Source organism: Sphingomonas hankookensis (assembly GCF_022664465.1).
Classification (GTDB): domain Bacteria; phylum Pseudomonadota; class Alphaproteobacteria; order Sphingomonadales; family Sphingomonadaceae; genus Sphingomonas; species Sphingomonas hankookensis.
The window spans coordinates 140,552-158,152 of sequence record NZ_JAKREV010000002.1 but is presented as its reverse complement, the minus strand read 5'-3'; the positions used below and the strand labels follow the sequence as shown (position 1 = coordinate 158,152).

At 68.1% G+C, this 17,601-nt stretch carries 15 protein-coding genes; 11 read left to right on the top strand and 4 right to left on the bottom strand.

Annotated features, from left to right (window positions below; genetic code table 11):
• Position 1: 1 nt before the first annotated feature.
• The 9 genes from MF610_RS06130 (at position 2) to MF610_RS06090 (ending at position 11,990) form a co-directional block, all read left to right on the top strand.
• Positions 2–1,525, top strand: a complete 1,524-nt coding sequence (locus MF610_RS06130) for an XrtA system polysaccharide chain length determinant (protein WP_242193900.1) — start codon at positions 2–4, stop codon at positions 1,523–1,525.
• A gap of 14 nt (positions 1,526–1,539) precedes the next feature.
• Positions 1,540–2,469 (top strand): AAA family ATPase, encoded by a 930-nt coding sequence (locus tag MF610_RS06125; protein WP_242193897.1) that lies wholly within the window; start codon positions 1,540–1,542, stop codon positions 2,467–2,469.
• Positions 2,466–4,073: a porin family protein gene (locus MF610_RS06120; protein WP_242193895.1), complete on the top strand. Its 1,608-nt coding sequence runs from the start codon at positions 2,466–2,468 to the stop codon at positions 4,071–4,073. The genes MF610_RS06125 and MF610_RS06120 overlap by 4 nt, the downstream gene beginning before the upstream one ends.
• Positions 4,074–4,374: 301 nt before the next feature.
• Positions 4,375–5,538 (top strand): ExeA family protein, encoded by a 1,164-nt coding sequence (locus MF610_RS06115; protein WP_242193892.1) that lies wholly within the window; start codon positions 4,375–4,377, stop codon positions 5,536–5,538.
• Positions 5,539–5,545: 7 nt separating this feature from the next.
• Positions 5,546–6,385, top strand: coding sequence for an XrtA system polysaccharide deacetylase (locus tag MF610_RS06110; RefSeq protein WP_242193890.1), 840 nt, complete (start codon positions 5,546–5,548; stop codon positions 6,383–6,385).
• Entirely contained in the window at positions 6,382–7,434 is a 1,053-nt protein-coding gene (locus MF610_RS06105) for a FemAB family XrtA/PEP-CTERM system-associated protein (protein ID WP_242193888.1), read from the top strand. Before MF610_RS06110 ends, MF610_RS06105 begins: the two co-directional genes overlap by 4 nt.
• Positions 7,431–8,588, top strand: coding sequence for a TIGR03087 family PEP-CTERM/XrtA system glycosyltransferase (locus MF610_RS06100; RefSeq protein WP_242193886.1), 1,158 nt, complete (start codon positions 7,431–7,433; stop codon positions 8,586–8,588). Before MF610_RS06105 ends, MF610_RS06100 begins: the two co-directional genes overlap by 4 nt.
• Positions 8,585–10,102, top strand: coding sequence for an exosortase A (gene xrtA, locus MF610_RS06095; RefSeq protein WP_242193884.1), 1,518 nt, complete (start codon positions 8,585–8,587; stop codon positions 10,100–10,102). The genes MF610_RS06100 and xrtA overlap by 4 nt, the downstream gene beginning before the upstream one ends.
• Before the next feature lies 1 nt (position 10,103).
• Complete coding sequence (locus tag MF610_RS06090; RefSeq protein WP_242193882.1) at positions 10,104–11,990, top strand: XrtA/PEP-CTERM system amidotransferase; 1,887 nt, start codon at positions 10,104–10,106, stop codon at positions 11,988–11,990.
• 179 nt (positions 11,991–12,169) lie between these two features.
• On the opposite strand, the gene MF610_RS06085 is transcribed toward MF610_RS06090, so the two are convergent.
• From MF610_RS06085 to MF610_RS06075, 3 genes are all read right to left on the bottom strand, one after another.
• Positions 12,170–13,102, bottom strand: coding sequence for an alpha/beta hydrolase (locus tag MF610_RS06085; protein ID WP_242193880.1), 933 nt, complete (start codon positions 13,100–13,102; stop codon positions 12,170–12,172).
• A gap of 321 nt (positions 13,103–13,423) precedes the next feature.
• Complete coding sequence (locus MF610_RS06080) at positions 13,424–14,491, bottom strand: 1,9-bis(guanidino)-5-aza-nonane synthase (RefSeq protein WP_242193875.1); 1,068 nt, start codon at positions 14,489–14,491, stop codon at positions 13,424–13,426.
• Positions 14,492–14,676: 185 nt separating this feature from the next.
• Positions 14,677–15,918: a type III PLP-dependent enzyme gene (locus MF610_RS06075; protein ID WP_242193873.1), complete on the bottom strand. Its 1,242-nt coding sequence runs from the start codon at positions 15,916–15,918 to the stop codon at positions 14,677–14,679.
• Between the two features lie 139 nt (positions 15,919–16,057).
• On the opposite strand from MF610_RS06075, the gene MF610_RS06070 reads away from it, so the two are divergent.
• Entirely contained in the window at positions 16,058–17,020 is a 963-nt protein-coding gene (locus MF610_RS06070) for a threonine ammonia-lyase (RefSeq protein WP_242193871.1), read from the top strand.
• On the top strand, positions 17,017–17,184 hold the full coding sequence (locus tag MF610_RS06065; protein WP_242193870.1) for a hypothetical protein: 168 nt from the start codon (positions 17,017–17,019) through the stop codon (positions 17,182–17,184). Before MF610_RS06070 ends, MF610_RS06065 begins: the two co-directional genes overlap by 4 nt.
• On the opposite strand, the gene MF610_RS06060 is transcribed toward MF610_RS06065, so the two are convergent.
• On the bottom strand, positions 17,185–17,445 hold the full coding sequence (locus MF610_RS06060; protein ID WP_242193868.1) for a hypothetical protein: 261 nt from the start codon (positions 17,443–17,445) through the stop codon (positions 17,185–17,187).
• Positions 17,446–17,601 lie beyond the last annotated feature (156 nt).

Genomic DNA, 17,601 nt, shown 5'->3' with positions numbered 1-17,601 from the left:
GATGGACGGGCTGTACGACGAACTGAAGCTGATGCTGCACGCGATCTGGCAGCGGCGCTGGATCGCGCTGGCGATCGCGTGGGTCGTGTGCCTGGGCGGGTGGCTGGCGGTCAGCCAGATTCCCAACAGCTATCAATCGACCGCGCGGGTGCTGGTGCAGATGCGGCAGGTGCTGCCCGGCGCCGATGCCGCCGTCGCGCAGAACGATCAGGCGAAGAATATCGACCGCATCCGGCAGACGCTGACGTCGGCGGTGAACCTCGAAAAGGTGGTGAGGGGCACATCGCTGAACGACACCGTCGCCAACGACCGCGACGTGGCGGACCGGGTGGCGTCGCTGCAGAACGCGATCAAGCTGACCGCGCAGCAGGACAATCTGTTCGAGATTTCGGCGACGTCGGGCAATCCGAAGGTTGCACGCGAAGTCGTGCAGAAGATGATCGACATCTTCGTCGAGGACAATCTGGCCAGCGACCGCGACGCGACGGTGCAGTCGCTGCGCTTCCTCGACCAGCAGCTGGCGCAGCGGCAGAAGCAGCTGGCCGATGCCGAGGCACGGCGGCAGGCGTTTCAGGCGCAGTATATGGCGATGCTGCCCGGCACCGGGTCGCTCGACGACCGCATGTCGAATGCGCGCAGCGAACTGGCGCAGATCGATGGCGACCTCGCGGCGGCGCAGTCTAGCCTGAGCGCGGCCAATGCGCAGATGGCGGGGACTGCGGCGACGCTGCCCGGATCGGCGGGAACGGCGATGGTCGGGCCGGCGCGCGCGCGGCTGAACGCGATCGAGGGGCAGATCGCCGAGGGGCGCAGCCGCGGCTGGACCGACGCGCATCCCGATATGGTCGCGCTCAACCGGCAGCTGGCGTCCGCGCGGGCGGCAGCGCGCGGTGAGGGCGGTGGGGTGAGCGGCGGGACCGCGGCGTCGCCCAACCCGTTTTACCTGCAGCTGCGCGCGACGCAGGCCGACCGGCAGGCGCGGGTCGCCGAACTGCAGCAACGCAAGGGCCAGATCGAAGGGCAGCTGAACGGGTTGCAGGCCAAGATTTCGGCCGATCCGCAGGCGGCCGCGCAGCAGTCGCAGCTCGACCGCGATATCGCTTCGCTCAAGTCGAACTATGACGAGCTGTTCCAGGATCGCGAACAGGTGCGGCTGCGCAGCAGCGTGCAGACCGATACCGATGCGGTGAAGTTCAGCGTGATCGACCCGCCGACCCAGCCGCGCGCGCCGACCGCACCGAACCGGCCGCTGCTGCTGCTGGGCGTGCTGATCGTCGGCATCGGCGCGGGCGTCGGCGTGGCGTTTGCGCTCAGCCGGTTGAAGACGAGCTTCGCCACCGCACAGAAGCTGGAAAAGATCAGCGGGATGCCGGTATTGGGCGCGATCGGCGAAGTGGTGACCGATAATGTCCGGTCGCAACGCAAGCAGCGGTTGAAGCTGTTCGCGGGCGGGGCGGGGGCGCTGGTGGCGGCGTTCGTGCTGTTGCTGGGGCTGGAATTTGCCCAACGCGGGCTGGTGGCGTGAGTGGGGAACGCGAAGTGAACGACCAATCGCACCGGACCATGCGCGCATCGTTGCTGGAGCGCGCGGCGGATCGTTGGCAGCTGGGCCCGAAGCCCGGCATGCCGCCTGTTGCCATGCCCGACCTGCCGCCGGCACCGCCGGTTGCGCCCCCCGTCGCCGCACCGGTCGCCACCGCACCGGCGCGCAAGATGCCGCCTGCGCGCATCCGGCCGGTCGATCCGGCGCGGATCGATCGCGAGATGTTGGCTGAGGCGGGGATGCTGGTGCCGGGCGGCCCGATTACCGCGCTGGCCGAGGAATTCCGACTGGTGAAGCGCCAGTTGCTGACCGCCGCGGCGGACGTCGAAAAGCGCGACGCCGATGCGGCGCGGATGATTCTGGTGTGTTCGGCGCAGCCGGGCGATGGCAAGACCTTCTGTGCGATCAACCTAGCGCTGTCGCTGGCGGCAGAGCGCGACCTGCAAATCCTGCTGGTCGATGCCGATTTCGCCAAGCCCGACATTCTCGACCGGCTGGGCCTGCCTGCCGGACAGGGGCTGCTCGACGCGCTGGGCGATCCGGCGATCGACGTCGAAGCGCTGGTCATCCCGACCGACGTGCCGCAGCTGTCGCTGCTCCCGGCCGGCAAGCGGACCCATGCCGATACCGAATTGCTGCGCAGCGACCACGCGCACGACGTGTTGAAGCGGTTGCTGACCGCCGATCCTGACCGGATCATCCTGTTCGATTCGCCTCCGGCGCTGGCGGCATCGCCCGCCGCGGTGCTGGCGAGCCTGGTCGGGCAGACGGTGCTGGTGGTCCGCGCCGACCGCAGCAGCGAATCCGACCTGCGCGAGGCGGTGGCGCTGCTGGATGGCTGCGAGGAAATCCAGCTGCTGCTGAACGCCACGACCTATCGCGCGGAGGGTGCGCGTTTCGGTTATTACGGGCAGGACGCGGAATGAAGCACTGGCTGGCCCTTCCGGTTGCGGTCGTCGCCACGGCGACGCCGGCGCTGGCACAGCGGGTCGAGATATCGCCCTATGTCGAGGCGGGGCAGGTGCTGCTCGCCGACCTGAAGGATGGCGACGTCGTCACCTATACCCAGCTGACCGCCGGCGTCGATGCGACGGTCACGACGCAGCGGGTGCAGGTGCAGGCGAACTACCAGTATCAGCGGCTGTTCGACTGGGGCGACAATTTCGGTAGCGGCAGCATCCATTCGGGTCTGGCGCGCGCCAATGTGCAGATCACGCGCTGGCTGAACCTCGAAGGCGGCGCGATCGCGACGCGGGCGCAGGGCGATACGCGCGGCGGCGGCTTCGGCCCGCTGGTCAACGCCAGCAACGTCAATACCGCGCAGGTGTACGGCGTCTATGCCGGGCCGAGCGTCAACACCCGCGTCGGGCCGTTCGCGGTCAACGGCACCTATCAGTTCGGCTATGTGAAGGCGGAGACGCCGGGCGTCGTCGATCTGGCCCCGGGTCAGCGGCGGCTGGATTATTATGACGAGGCGACCAGCCATCTGGTGATGGGCAGCGCCGGCACGCGCGCCGGCACGCTGCTGCCGATCGGGTTCACCGTGTCGGGCGCGTGGCTGCGCGAGGATGCGGGGCAGCTCGACCAGAAGTTCGAAGGCACGTACGGCCGGGTCGATACGGTGGTGCCGATCACCCGCACTCTCGCCGCAGTCGGCGGCGTCGGGTACGAAAAGATCGAGGTGACGCAGCGTGATCCGCTGCGCGATGCACAGAACAATCCGGTGCTGGACGGGGCGGGGCGGTTCGTGACCGATCCGGCGTCGGCGCCGCGCATCGCCTATGACACCGACGGCATCATCTGGGACGCGGGCGTATTGTGGCGCCCCTCCCCGCGCACCGCGCTGGAGGCGCGGCTGGGCCGGCGGTACGGTTCGATGAGCTATACCGGCTCGCTGCAATGGCAGGCTGGGCCGACCTCGGCGGTCCAGGTCGGCGTTTATGACAGCGTCACCACCTTCGGGCGGCAGCTGACGGGATCGCTGTCGCAGCTGCCGATCAACTATATCGGCGGCGAAGACCCGTTCGGCGCGCGCTACGGCGGATGCGTGTTCGGCGGTGGCGTGACGCCCGAGGGCGCGCCGAATGCCGGCGGGTGCCTGACGCCGGTATTCCAGTCGGTGAGCGCAGCGACGTTCCGTGCGCGGGGGATCGATGCGGTCTATTCGATCACGCGTGGCCCGACGCGGCTGGGGCTGGGCGCGGGCTATGCCAGCCGGCAATTCTATATTCCGCCGGTGCCCGGTGCCGTCATCTATCGCACGCGCGACGAAAGCTATTACGTCCAGGGCTTCGGCCAATGGGCGCTCGATGGCCGGTCGTCGATTTCCGCCGACGTCTATGCCAATTATTTCGCCAGTGGGATCGAGGGCGGACTGGACGCATGGGGCGGTGGCGCGCAGGGCGGCTATTATCGCAGCTTCGGCCGCGCCTATGGCAGTCTCACCGCCGGGGTGTATGGATTCGACGTCGAACGCAGCGAATCGGACCTGATTGCGCAGGCGTTGCTGGCGGTCGGGTTCCGGTTCTGAGGGGCAGGTTGATCCTGTCGGCGTGAACGTCATCCCGGCGAAGGCTGGGATCTCCCGGTAATAGCGTGGGACAGGAGCTGCTTGAGGCCCCAGCCTTCGCTGGGGCGACGTTTCCAGTGAGCGGGTTCAACCGCGGCGGCATCGGCATATGATACCGATATCGTCACGTCGGGGTGACGAAGGGAGGGTAAGCCGTCGCTTGCAGCCCCTACCCTGCGCGGGCGGTTCGCACTAAAACCCCGATCATTATAAACGAACATTCAACCGATTGGCGGGTACAAGCCCTCCATTGGAGACGATGATGTACGACAATCATTATGGCCTGACCGGTCGCCCGTTCCAGTTGACGCCCGATCCGGCGTTCTGGTTCGACACCGCCACGCATCGCAAGGCGATGGCGTATCTCGGCTATGGGTTGAGCCAGGGCGAAGGCTTCATCGTCATCACCGGCGATCCCGGCACCGGCAAGACGACGCTGCTCGGCCATTTGATGCAGACGATCGATGCCGACCGGCTGAACGTCATCCGCATGGTGACGACCCAGGTGGAGGCGGACGACCTGTTGCGGCTGGTCGCCGCGGGGCTCGACGTCGATCATCACGGGCTGACCAAGGCGCAGCTGCTGAGCGAGATCGAACGCGGTCTGCACAATGTCGCGCGGTCGGGGCGGCGGACGCTGCTGGTGATCGACGAGGCGCAGTCGCTGCCGGTCGGGTCGATCGAAGAATTGCGGATGCTGTCGAATTTCCAGGCGGGCGGCTATGCGCTGTTGCAGATTTTCCTGCTGGGCCAGCCGGAGTTCCGCCAGCGGCTGCACGGGTCGGACCGGCTGGAACAGCTGCGCCAGCGGGTGATCGCGATGCACCACCTCGACCCGATGGGGGTGGAGGAAGTCGGGCCGTATCTGGAACACCGGCTGGGCGTGGTCGGATGGACCGGCAGCCCGAGCTTCGGCATGGATGCGGTCGAGGCGTTGCACCGCTGGTCGGGCGGTATTCCGCGCCGGTTGAACCAGCTGGCGAGCCGCGTGCTGCTGTTCGGCGCGATCGAGGGAATCGACAGCTTCGGCGCGCGGGATATCGAACAGGTCATCGACGATCTGGACGGCGATGGGCTGGGCACGACACAGATCGCGCCGCGCGTCGAAGCGGCACCGGTCGCCGAGGCGACTCCGGTGGTCGATGCCGATCCGCTGCCGATGACGCCCCCGCCGCCGCCGATGCCGCCGCGTCCGATCCACTTGTCGGTGGTCGAGCCTGATGGATGGTCGATACCGGGCGAGGTGCCGAGTGGCGCTGCTCCGGTCCGCGAGGATACCGCGGCGCTTACTGCGCGGATCGCGGCGCTGGAGGAACGGTTGGAGGAACAGGACGCGGCGCTGCGCCGGGTGCTGACGCTGCTGGTCGACTGGGTGGAGGGCGATCAGCGCCGCCCCGACCTGGCGTCGATGCGCGCCGCCGGCTGATCCAGCCATGCGTAACGCGATGTCGGTCGATGTCGAGGACTGGTTCCAGGTCGGCGCGTTCGAGAAGGTGATCGACCGGGGCGACTGGGACTCGCTCGAATGTCGGGTCGAGGCGAATACCGATGCGGTGCTCGACCTGTTCGCCGCCAGCGGGGTGACGGCGACGTTCTTTACGCTCGGCTGGGTGGCGCACCGGTTTCCGGCGTTGATGCGGCGGATCGTTGCGGGCGGGCATGAGCTGGCGAGCCATGGATGGGACCACAAGCGGGTCTTCACCTTCACGGCGCACGAGTTCCGCGCCGATCTGGCAAAGGCGAAGGCTGCGCTGGAGGATGCCGGGGGGCAGGCGGTGACGGGATATCGTGCGCCGAGCTTCTCGATCGACAAGCGTACGCCGTGGGCGCATGCCGTACTGGCGGAGGCCGGCTATGCCTATTCCTCGTCGGTCGCGCCGTTGGCGCACGACCATTATGGCTGGACCGATGCGCCGCGCGCGCTGCACCGGCCGGTGGCGGGGGCAGACCTGATCGAATGGCCGATCACGCTGGCCAAGGTGCTGGGGCGCGAAGTGTCGGCCGGAGGCGGGTTCTTCCGCCTGCTGCCCAACCGCGTGGTCGAGGATGCGGTGGTGCGCAGCAACGGCAAGGACGCGCATCCCGCGATGTTCTATTTCCATCCGTGGGAGATCGATCCCGGCCAGCCGCGGGTTAGACAAGCGCCGCTGAAGTCGAAGGTGCGGCATTATTCGCGGCTGGGGGCGATGGCGGGCAAGCTCGAGCGGCTGATGGCGAACCATGACTGGGGCCGGGCCGATGCGATCGTCGCGGAACGCGCGGGCGCGTTGTGACGCCGACCGTTCGGCAGGCCCGGTTGGAGGATGCAGGCGAGCGGGCGCGGATCGCCGCGTTCGTGGCGGCGCAGCCCGATGGGACACCGTTTCATTTGCCGGTCTGGGGCGAGGCGACGGCGGCGGGGTGCGGGCAGGGGTTTCGCATGCTGCTGGCCGAGGCAGGCGGTGAGCTGACCGGGCTGGTGCCGTTGACGCAGGTGCGCTCGCCGCTGTTCGGGGCGGCGTTGGTATCGACCGGGTTCGGGGTTGGCGGCGGTATCCTGACGTCCGATCCGGACGCCGCGCGGGTGCTGGCGGCATCGGCGGTTGAGACGGCGCGCGCGCTTGGCTGCCCGACGATCGAGATGCGCGGCGGCAGGCCGATCGAGGGCGACGGCTGGACGTGGGACGATACGCGTTATGTCGGGTTCGTCCGGGCGCTGGCGAGTGACGATGATGCCGAGTTGCTGGCGATCCCGCGCAAGCAGCGCGCCGACGTCCGCAAGGCGCTGGCCGAACCGTTCGAGATCGTGGTCGGGCGCGACAAGGCGGCGCTGGCCGAGCATTTCCATGTCTATGGTACGTCGGTGCGCAACCTCGGCACGCCGGTGTTTCCGCGGCGGCTGTTCGCGGAGGTGATCGCGCGGTTCGGTGAGGACGCCGATGTGCTGACCGTGCGGCATGGCGGGGTGGCGGTGGCGAGCGTGCTGTCGGTCTATTGGCGGGGGACCGTCTATCCCTATTGGGGCGGGGGTACCGCGGCGGCGCGGGGATTGCGTGCCAATGAGCGGATGTATTTCGAACTGATGCGCCACGCCCGGCAGCGGGGTTGCAGCGCGTTCGATTTCGGGCGGTCGAAGGTCGGGACCGGGCCGGCGGCGTACAAGAAGAATTGGGGCTTTATGGCCACGCCGCTGGGCTATCCGACCTGGACCGCCGATGGCGAGCGCCCACGCGATGCGAGTCCGCTCAACCCCAAATACCGGCTGAAGATCGCGGCGTGGCAGAAGCTGCCGGTCGCGGTCGCCAATCGGGTCGGGCCGTTCATCGCGAAGGGGCTGGGGTGAGCGAGATCCTGCTCCTCGCCCACCGCGTTCCCTATCCCCCCGATCGTGGCGACAAGGTGCGCAGCCACCATGTGATGCGGCATCTGTCGACGCTGGGGCGGGTGCATCTGGCGAGCTTTGCCGACGATCCGCGCGACCTGGGCCATGGCGACGCGCTGCGCCAATGGTGCGCGAGTGCGGCGGTGTTGCCGCGACGCAAGGGGAATGCGCGCGCAGCGATGGAAGCGCTGGCGAGCGGGCGGACGGTGTCGGAGGCGGCGTTCGACAGCCCGGCGATGCGCGCGGCGGTGGCGCGGCTGCTGGGCGAGCGGCGCTATGACGCGGTCTATGTCTATTCGGGGCAGATGGCGCAGTATCTGCCGGTCGATGCGCGGTTCGTGATGGACTTCGTCGACATGGATTCGGCGAAGTTCGCGGCCTATGCCGATGATGCACGTGGGCCGATGCGCTGGATGATGCGGCGCGAGGCGCAGTTGCTTGGCCGGTTCGAGCGCGAGATCGCCGACCGCGCGGTCGCGACGTTGCTGGTGAGCGAGGCGGAGGCGGCGCTGTTTAGGGGCGACGCCGAGGACGACGCGGTGTTCGCGATCGAAAACGGGATCGATACCCATTTCTTCGACCCGGCGATGGTCAGGCCGGTGGCCGAGGCAGGGCCGCTGATCGTCTTTACCGGGCAGATGGACTATCGGCCGAATATCGATGCGGTGCGCTGGTTCGTGGGCGAGGTGCTGCCGCTGCTGCCGGACGCGCGGTTTGCGATCGTCGGGCGAGCGCCGGCGGCGGCGGTGCGGGCGCTGGCGGGCGAGCGGGTGATCGTGACCGGCGAGGTCGCCGACGTGCGTGGCTGGATCGCCGCGGCGGCGGTGGTGGTCGCCCCGCTGCTGCTGGCGCGCGGTATCCAGAACAAGGTGCTGGAGGCGATGGCGATGGCGCGGCCGGTGGTGGCGTCGACGGCGGCGGCCGAGGGGATCGATCACGACGGCACGATCCGGGTTGCCGGCGATGCGGCGGGGTTCGCGCGTGAGATTGCCGCGGTGCTGGGTGATCCGGCAGGAGCGGCGGCGCTGGGTGCGGCGGCACGGGCGCGGACGATCGCGCGCTATGGCTGGGACGCGCGGCTGGCGCCGCTGGCCGGGCTGATGGGTCTGGCATGACCAGCATCGCGATCGAGCGGCCGGTGACGGCCGATCCGGCGTGGCGGCGGTCGTTGCTGGCGCTCGGCGGAGCTTGGGCGGCGTTGCTCGCGATCTTCCACCGCGATGTCGGCGACATGGCCGATATCTGGTGGAATTCGACCACCTATGGCCATTGCCTGTTCGTCCCGCCGATCATCGGCTGGCTGGTGTGGCAGCGGCGGCGTGAGCTGGCGCAGTTGACCCCGCAGGCGTGGTGGCCGGGGCTGGCGATCGTCGCGACCGGTGGTGCGGTGTGGCTGGTCGGGGAGGCGGCGGCGGTGGCGCTGTTCCGCCATGCCGGGCTGGTGCTGCTGCTGCAGGGGGCGGTCGTCACGCTGCTGGGCGCGCGGGTGGCGCGCGGGCTGGCATTTCCGCTGGCCTATATGGCGTTCCTCGTCCCGTTCGGCGACTTCCTCGAACCATGGTTGCAGGCGGCGACGGTGTCGCTGACCATGCCGATCCTGCACGCGCTGGGCGTACCGGCGGCGGTCGACGGGGTGCTGATCACCATCCCCAACGGCTATTTCGAAGTGGCGGAGGCGTGTTCGGGGTCGAAGTTCGTCATCGCCATGGTCGCGTACGGCGCGCTGGTCGCCAATGTCTGTTACGTCGCATGGGGTCGGCGGGCGGCGTTCATGGCACTGGCGCTGGTGGTGCCGGTGCTGGCGAACGGAGTGCGGGCGGCGGGCACGATCTATGCCGCGCATCTGACCTCGGTCGAGGCGGCGACCGGGTTCGACCATATCGTCTATGGCTGGGTCTTCTTTGCGCTGACGATGGCGGCGGTGCTGGCGATCGGGTGGCGCTGGTTCGACCGCGATCCGGATGCGCCGTGGTTCGATGTCGCGGCGGTGCAGGCGACGCCGATGCGCGGGGCAGACCGGTCGATGGCTGCGGCAGCGGTGCTGGCAGTTGCGGTCGGGTTTGCCGGATGGGGCTGGGTCATCGACCGGCGGGTGCAGGCGCTGCCGGCGCGGATCGAGCTACCCAGCGTGCCGGGGTGGCAGCGGATCGCGGTCGACGGCGAGCCTTGGGTGCCGAACTATCCGGGCGCTGACCATTTCCTGATCGGGCGCTATGGGGATGGCCGGGGACGCAGCGTCGACATGGTCGTCGCGGTCTATGGATCGCAGGGCGAGGGGCATGAGTTGGTAGGGTTCGGACAGGGTGCGATCCGCGAAAACGACCGCTGGGTGCGGATCGCCGACACCGCGCCGATCGCGGGCAGCGCCACGCTGCGCATGGCCGCGCCCGGCCCGGTCGAGCGCGAGGTCGCGACCTGGTACCGCATCGGATCGACCACCACTGGCAGCGCCGACCGGGTGAAGCTGGAGACGTTAAAAGCGAAGCTGCTGGGCGGGCCGCAGCGCGGCGTCGCGGTGTTGCTGTCGGCGCGCCGGGACGGGCATGATCCACGGCAGGCGATCGCCGATTTCGTGGCGGCGGCGGGGCCGATCGACCGGATCGCCGACCGCGCGGCGGGGATGCAGTAACATGTGCGGTATCGCCGGGCTGTTCCACCCGACCAACCCCAAGCCGATCGATTCGGCGCGGATCGTCGCCATGACCGATGTACAGGCGCATCGCGGCCCCGACGGGTCGGGGGTATGGACCGCGCTGGGCGTCGGGCTCGGCCATCGCCGGCTGTCGATCATCGACGTCGGCGGCAGCCCGCAGCCGATGGCGTTGCCGGGCGAACAGGTCGTCATCACCTTCAACGGCGAAATCTACAACTTCGCCGAACTGCGCGCCGAACTGCGGGGCAAGGGTGCGGTGTTCCGGACGCAGGGCGATACCGAGGTCTTGCTCCATGCCTGGGCCGCGTGGGGGCCGGATATGCTGGCGCGGCTGAACGGGATGTTCGCCTTCGCCATCTATGACGCCGGTCGTCAGGCGTTGTTCGTCGCGCGCGACCGGATGGGGGTGAAGCCGCTCCACTATGTCGAGCTGGCGGATGGTGCGGTGGCGTTCGCGTCGGAGCTGAAGGGCCTGCTGGCACATCCGATGGTGCGGCGGACGCCCGATGTCGCGGCGATCGAGGATTATATGGCGTTGGGCTATGTACCCGACGACGCCTGTATCGTGGCGGGCGTGAAGAAGCTGCCGGCGGGGCATTTCCTGCTGATCGAGCGCGGGCGGAGCGTGCCGCAGCCGGTGCAGTGGTGGGATATCGATTTCTCGAACCGGGCACGGGGCAGCACCCGCGATCTGCAGGCCGAACTGGTCGAGCGGATGCGCGAGGGGGTGCGGTCGCGGATGGTCGCCGACGTGCCGCTGGGCGCGTTCCTGTCGGGCGGGGTCGATTCGTCGGCGGTCGTCGCGCTGATGGCGGAGGCGAGCCGCGCGCCGGTGCAGACCTGCACCATCGGGTTCGAGGAAGCGGGCCATGACGAGCGCGGGCCGGCCGGGCTGGTGGCGAAGCGTTTCGCCACCGACCATGCGGTGCGGACGGTCGCGTCGGACGACTTCGCGCTGATCGACACGCTGGTCGCGGCGTTCGATGAACCTTTTGCCGACGCATCGGCGCTGGCGACCTATCAGGTGTGCGCGCTGGCCCGCGAGCGGGTGACGGTGGCGCTGTCAGGCGACGGCGCGGACGAGGCGCTGGCCGGATATCGGCGGTACAAATTCCATGCCGCGGAGGAGCGGGTGCGCTCGCTGTTGCCGCCGGGGCTGCGCGAGCCGGTGTTCGGGGCATTGGGCGACGTCTATCCCAAGGCCGATTGGGCGCCGCGGCCGTTCCGCGCCAAGACGACGCTGCTGGCGTTGGCGCAGGATGGCGACGAGGCTTATGCACGAGCGGTCGGGGTGACGACGCCGGCGGTGCGTCAGGGGCTGTACGGAGCGGCAATGGCGCGGCAGCTGGGCGGGTATCGCGGCGAGGAACGCTATGTCGCCACCATGCGCGCTGCGCCGGCACGCGACGGGCTGGACCGCGCACAATATGCCGATTTCCGGCACTGGTTGCCGGGCGATATCCTGACCAAGGTCGACCGGACCAGCATGGCGGTGGCGCTGGAGGCGCGCGAGCCGTTGCTCGACCACCGGCTGATCGAGTTCTGCGCGACGCTGCCGGCCAAGCTGCGGCTGCGGGGCGGCGAGGGCAAGTGGCTGATGAAAAAGGCGCTGGAGCCGTGGCTGCCGCGCGAAATCCTGTATCGGCCGAAAATGGGGTTCGTGACGCCGGTCAGCGCGTGGTTCCGTGGGGCCTTGGCCGACGAGGCGGCGGCGCTGGCGCGGTCGCCGGTGCTGGCGACGTGGTTCGACCCGCATGCCGTCGAGCGGCTGGCGGCCGAGCACCGCGCCGGTCGGGCGGAGCATGGTCGGACGCTGTGGCAGCTGGTGATGCTGGAGCGCAGCGCCCGGCGGCTGTTCGGCTGAGGCCAAAGTTCACTAAGTTCACACTCGTGGGCTGTTCGTGCGCTTGGTGTCCTCCTCTTTCCGTTGGTCGTCACCCCAGCGAAGGCTGGGGTCTCTCCCGGTTGATGTGCTGCGCTATTACCGGGAGACCCCAGCCTTCGCTGGGGTGACGTATTGGGTAGGAGGCGTGTAGGACAGCGCTACTTGCGCTGGCCGATCCAGCGGATGAACAGGTCGGTCCATGCGCGTTGCGGGCTGTCGATCGGGGCGTGGAGCGCACCATAGCCATGGCCACCCTGTTCGAACAGATGCGCCTCGACCGGCACCTTGGCGCGGCGGCAGGCGGCGAGCATGTCGAGCGACTGGTCGACCGGGCAAACGGGATCGTCGACCGAATGGGCGAGGAAGACCGGCGGGGTCTGCGCCGTCACGCGGGCGGGGATATCGTAGCGCCGATAGACGGTCATCGGGCCATCGGGCTGGCCGGCGCCGCCGCGGTTTATCGCGCCGATATTGGTGACCGGGTAGACGAGGCCGGTGAACGCGGGGCGTGCCGATTGCCGGTCGGCGGCGTCGATCGGCGGATAGACACGGTCGTCATGGGCGACGGTCAGCGAGCCAGCGAGGTGCCCGCCCGCCGAAAAGCCACAGGCGCCGAGCTTTGCCGGATCGATGCCGTAGCGCGCGGCGTTGGCGCGAATGAGCCGCATCGCGCGTTGGGCATCCTGTAGCGGCACGTCCTGCTGGTCGGTCCAGCCTTCGCCGGGCAGGCGATAGGCGAGCGCGAAGACGGTGATGCCGGCGGGGTTCAGCGCCTTGGCGACGTCGATCCCCTCATTCTCGATCGAGACGAAGCCATAGCCGCCGCCGGGGATCGAGAGGACGGCGGTGCCGTTGGGCCTGGCCGGGCGGAAGACGCCGACGACCGGATCGGACACGCCACGCAGCCAGAGTTCGCGCATGCCGGGCCGGCCGTTCATCGACGGGGCATAGGTCGGCAGCTTCGCCTGCGCACCGGGCGCTTTGCCGGGCCAGAGGCGGAAATGTTCGCGCGGCGGCCACGGGGTAAGGGTTTCGGGGCCGGACGGCGCGGGGGCCTGTGCTGCGGTGGCCTTGGCCATCGGTAATGCCATGGCCGCGCCCAATATAGTCCGCCGGTCGATCATATGGTCCGCTCCCCGTTCGTTATGGCGCGGAGCGTAACGGCGGCAAGCGTCGGGAGGAAGGTAGGAATTTGCGGCCTGCCCCCTTCACTCGCCACGACCGTCACCCCAGCGCAGGCTGGGGTCTCCCCGTGGAACCCGCGGCATCCGCCACAGCGAGACCCCAGCCTGCGCTGGGGTGACGTGTATGCCGGAGATGGTTTGGCGAATGTGGCGATGGCGTTGGCGCCCCATGCAGAAACGGCGGAGGATCGCTCCCCCGCCGCTTCCGTTTCGTCGCTGTCCGAAGGATCAGTCGAACATCTTGCCGAAGGCGCGCTTGGTGCGGTTCTTCCACGCGCCGCGGTGATAGGCGTCCGACGCCAGCAGCGGCATGACCGAACCGGCTTCGGCAAAGACCATCTGTTCGAGCGCGGTGTCGACCTTCCCCCAGCTGGCCGCTTCCTTCAGCGTCGAGGACGAGCAGGCGCCGTCGCGGACGTCGGCGACGGTAATCTGCACCGCGTACTTGTGCATCTCGACATCGTCGTGACCGAGGATTTCGGCGCAGACGACGGTGTCCTGGATGAAGTTCTTCGGCACGCCGCCGCCGATCATCAGCAGGCCGGTGGTGCCCGCCTTGATCTTGATGTCGGTCAGTTCGCGGAAGTCGGCGATGGCGTCGAGCACCATGTACGGCTTGCCTTCCTTCGCGCGGTCGACCTGGTGCTTGACCAGACCGAAGCCGGCCGAGCTGTCGACGAACGCCGGGCAGAAGATCGGCACGTCATGCTCGTAGGCGAGCTTGACGAGGCTGTTTTCCTTCTTGCCGTGCTCCGACAGGTACTTGCCCATCTCGCGGATGAAGGCGCGCGACGAATAGGCCTTCGGCTCGAGCGAATTGGCGATCTCACCGATGGTGTGGTCGCAATCCTGCAGCTGCTCTTCGTCGATGTAGGTGTCGTAGATGCGGTCGATGTAGAGCGAGCGCAGCGTATTGTCGTCGGGGATTTCCAGCGCCTGATAATGCTTGTGGCCCAGCCCTTCGAAGAAATCCATGTCGACGATCGAAGCGCCGGTCGCGACGACGCCGTCGATCATGTTCGAGCGCAGCAGTTCGGCATAGAGGTCCATGCAGCCGCCGGCCGAGGTCGACCCGGCGATCACGAGGAAGATCGAGCAGTCCTTGTCCTCCAGCATCTGGTTGTAGATGCGGGTGGCGCGCGCGAGGTCGCGGCTGGTGAAGCTCATCTTGCCCATGGCGTCGATGATCGGGCGGGCGTCGAACTTGGTGATGTCGACATGCTCGACGGTGGTCGAAAGCAGTTCGGCCTTCCGCAGGTCATTTGGGCGGGTATCGTTGATCGTCGTGTCGGTCATGATGGTCCCATCATCATCGATAAGCCGTCGTCGTTATGGGGACGCGGAAACCCGGTTTGGCCTCCTGCCCGAAAAGCCGGGAGGAGCCGATGGCGGTCGCATAGCGGCAAAACCATGCAAAGCCCACCCCCGGCCCCTCCCGTCAGATACGGGAAGGGGGGAGGTGGCTGGTTAGAATGAAGTGGTTACAGCTTGACGACGTTGTTCGAAACGAACGCCGGCAGCGGTTCGAGTTCGATGTACATCGACTCCATCGGCTCGTCGTCGGTCACGACGGTCTCGCCGTTGCCGAAGCCGTTGAACGCGGTACGCATGGCCGAGCCATAGGCGCCGAGCATCCCGATCTCGAAATAATCGCCGCTGCGGGTATCGGCCGGAAGCGGGAACGGGCCCTTCATCTGGTCGATATCGTCGCAGGTCGGACCCCAGAAGCTGAAGTCCATATCGCGCGCGTCCGATTCCGGCTGCCGCAGCAGCTGCACCGGATATTTCCAGCCGATATGCGCCGCATCGAACAGCGAGCCATAGGCACCGTCGTTGATGAACAGCTCGGCCCCGCGGCGATGTTCGACGCGGACGACGACCGAGGCATATTCGGCGCACAGCGAGCGGCCGGGTTCGGCCCACAGCTCGGCCGAATAGCTGATCGGCAGGCTTTCGAACGCGCGGTGGATCGTTTCGAAGAAACGCTCCAGCGGCGGCGGGGTCATACCCGGATAGCGCGACGGGAAGCCGCCGCCGACATCGATCACGTCGACCGTGACGCCCGCTTCGACGATGGCGGCGCGGACGCGCTCCATCGCGTTGGCATAGGCGTCGGGCGACATGGTCTGGCTGCCGACATGGAAGCAGATGCCCAGCGCATCGGCGACCTGGCGGGTCGCCATCAGCAGTTCCTTGGCCTCCGCCTGGCCTACGCCAAACTTCGAGCCGAGCGAGAGCTTCGCATATTCGGACGACACGCGCATCCGCACGCACAGCGTCATGTCGGTCGCGCCCTTGGTCGCGCGTTCGATCTTGTGCAGTTCGTCCATGCTGTCGAGCGAGAAGGTCCGCACGCCATGCTCGAAATAGGCTTCGGCAATCGCTTCCGGCGCCTTGATCGGGTGCATGAAGTGGCAGATCGCTTCCGGCAGCGTCGCTTTCACCAGGCGCACTTCGCCAATCGACGCGGTGTCGTAATGTTCGATGCCGTTATCCCACAGGACGCGGAGCAGGTCGGGCGACGGATTCGCCTTTACCGCATACATCGAGCGTCCCGGAAACTTCTCGACGAAGAATCGGGCGGCGCGCGCTGCGGCGTGCGGGCGAACGAGCGTGACCGGTTCGACCGGTCGGCGCTCTGCAATGTCGATCCCGCGCTCGAAGGAGGAGCTACGGGCGATAAAGGGGGCAGCTAGCCCCAGCGCGCTATAGTGCTTGGCCAATTCAAGGGACCTCCAATTGCCTTTCGGCATACGGTGACAAAAGCTGCCTTGCGGTTGGAAGTCCCATGGGGCAGCGGAGGCGCGATCTATGACCCCGAACCCTTGATGTAAAGTGGTTCTGCGGCGGAAAGCACAATTTATGACCATTATGCGACAACCGACCCGAGCCGGCGTGCGCGATGCCGCCGCAAAGATGGCCGATATCCTGCCGGCATCGCCGCTGATGATCCATGAAATCAACGGGTTAGAGGTCGCTTTCAAGATGGAGTCGCTGCAGCCCATCGGCGCGTTCAAGCTGCGCGGCGCGTGGCACCGTTTGACCGCGTTATGCGACGAATCGCGGGCGCGCGGGGTCGTCGCCTTTTCGTCGGGCAACCATGCGCAGGGAGTCGCGTGGGCGGCGAAGCGGCTGGGAATCGCCGCGACGATCGTGATGCCGTCCGACGCACCCGCCGCCAAGCTGTCGGCGACGATGGCGCTGGGGGCAGAGGTCGTCCGCTACGATCGCGCGACCGAGAGCCGGGAGAAGATCGCGGCGCATCTGGCGCATGCGCGCGGCGCGACGCTGGTGCCGAGCTTCGACGATGCGTGGGTGATCGAGGGCCAGGGGTCGGCGGGGATCGAGGCGGCGGCGCAGATGGCGGCGGCTGGCCTCCCCGCGCCGGTCAAGGCGATCGTGCCATGCGGTGGCGGCGGGTTGGCGGCGGGGATCGCGCTGGCGCTGCCCGAGGCGGAGGTGGTGACGGTCGAGCCCGAGGGCTGGGACGATATGCGCCGCAGCCTGGAGGCAGGGTGGATCGAGCCGGTGGGCGAGGGCGCGCCGCCGACCGCGTGCGATGCGCTGCAGACGATGCGAGTGGCCGAGCGGACCTTCGACGTGCTGTCGCGGCGCGGGGCGACCGGCGTGGCAGTCAGCGAGGCGGAAATCGCCGAGGCGCAGCGCTGGGCGATGCGGCACCTGCGCGCGGTGGTGGAGCCCGGCGGTGCGGTGGCGCTGGCGGCGGTGCTGGCGAAGCGTGTGACGGTCGTGCCAGGGACGCTGTTGCTGGTGTCGGGCGGCAACGTCGATCCCGCCGCTTATGCCAAGGCGCTGGCGTCGTGACGCAGGGACCGGCAGGGACGCTGCTCGCGATCCTGATGGTCGTCGCGATCCTGCTGATCGTGTTCGGCATCCGCATGATCGCGCGCGGCGAACGGCGCAACGGCAGCCTGATGCTGGTGTGCGCCGTCGTCATGATCGGCAATGTCGCGATCTGGACGGTGTGATCAGTCGCCGTTGCGCGAGGACGTCATTGAGGTGCCCGCATTCGCCCGCTGGCGCAGCGCCTCGGCGGTGACGTCGGCGGCGGCGGCATCGACCTGCGACCATTCGGTCTGGGTGCGGCAGGTGCGCATCGTCATGATCGATCCGGTCGCGGAGTCGCGGCGGCAGATCTTCTTTTCGGGCTTGGGCTTTTCGGGGGCCGGGGCGGCTTGCGGAGCGGCTGCCTGAAGGGCGGCGGTGAAGAGCAGGGTCGTCAGCATCATGAGTTCGTCCGATCGGATGAGATGGACGCCATCCTATGCCTGTCATTCAATATGGCAAGCAGGATAAATTGGGGGAAAGCGACGCGGCGAAGCCACGTCGTCGGTCGGCGCCGATGGCGCCGCCGGCCAGGCTCGCCGCCGGGCGCGGATTAGCGG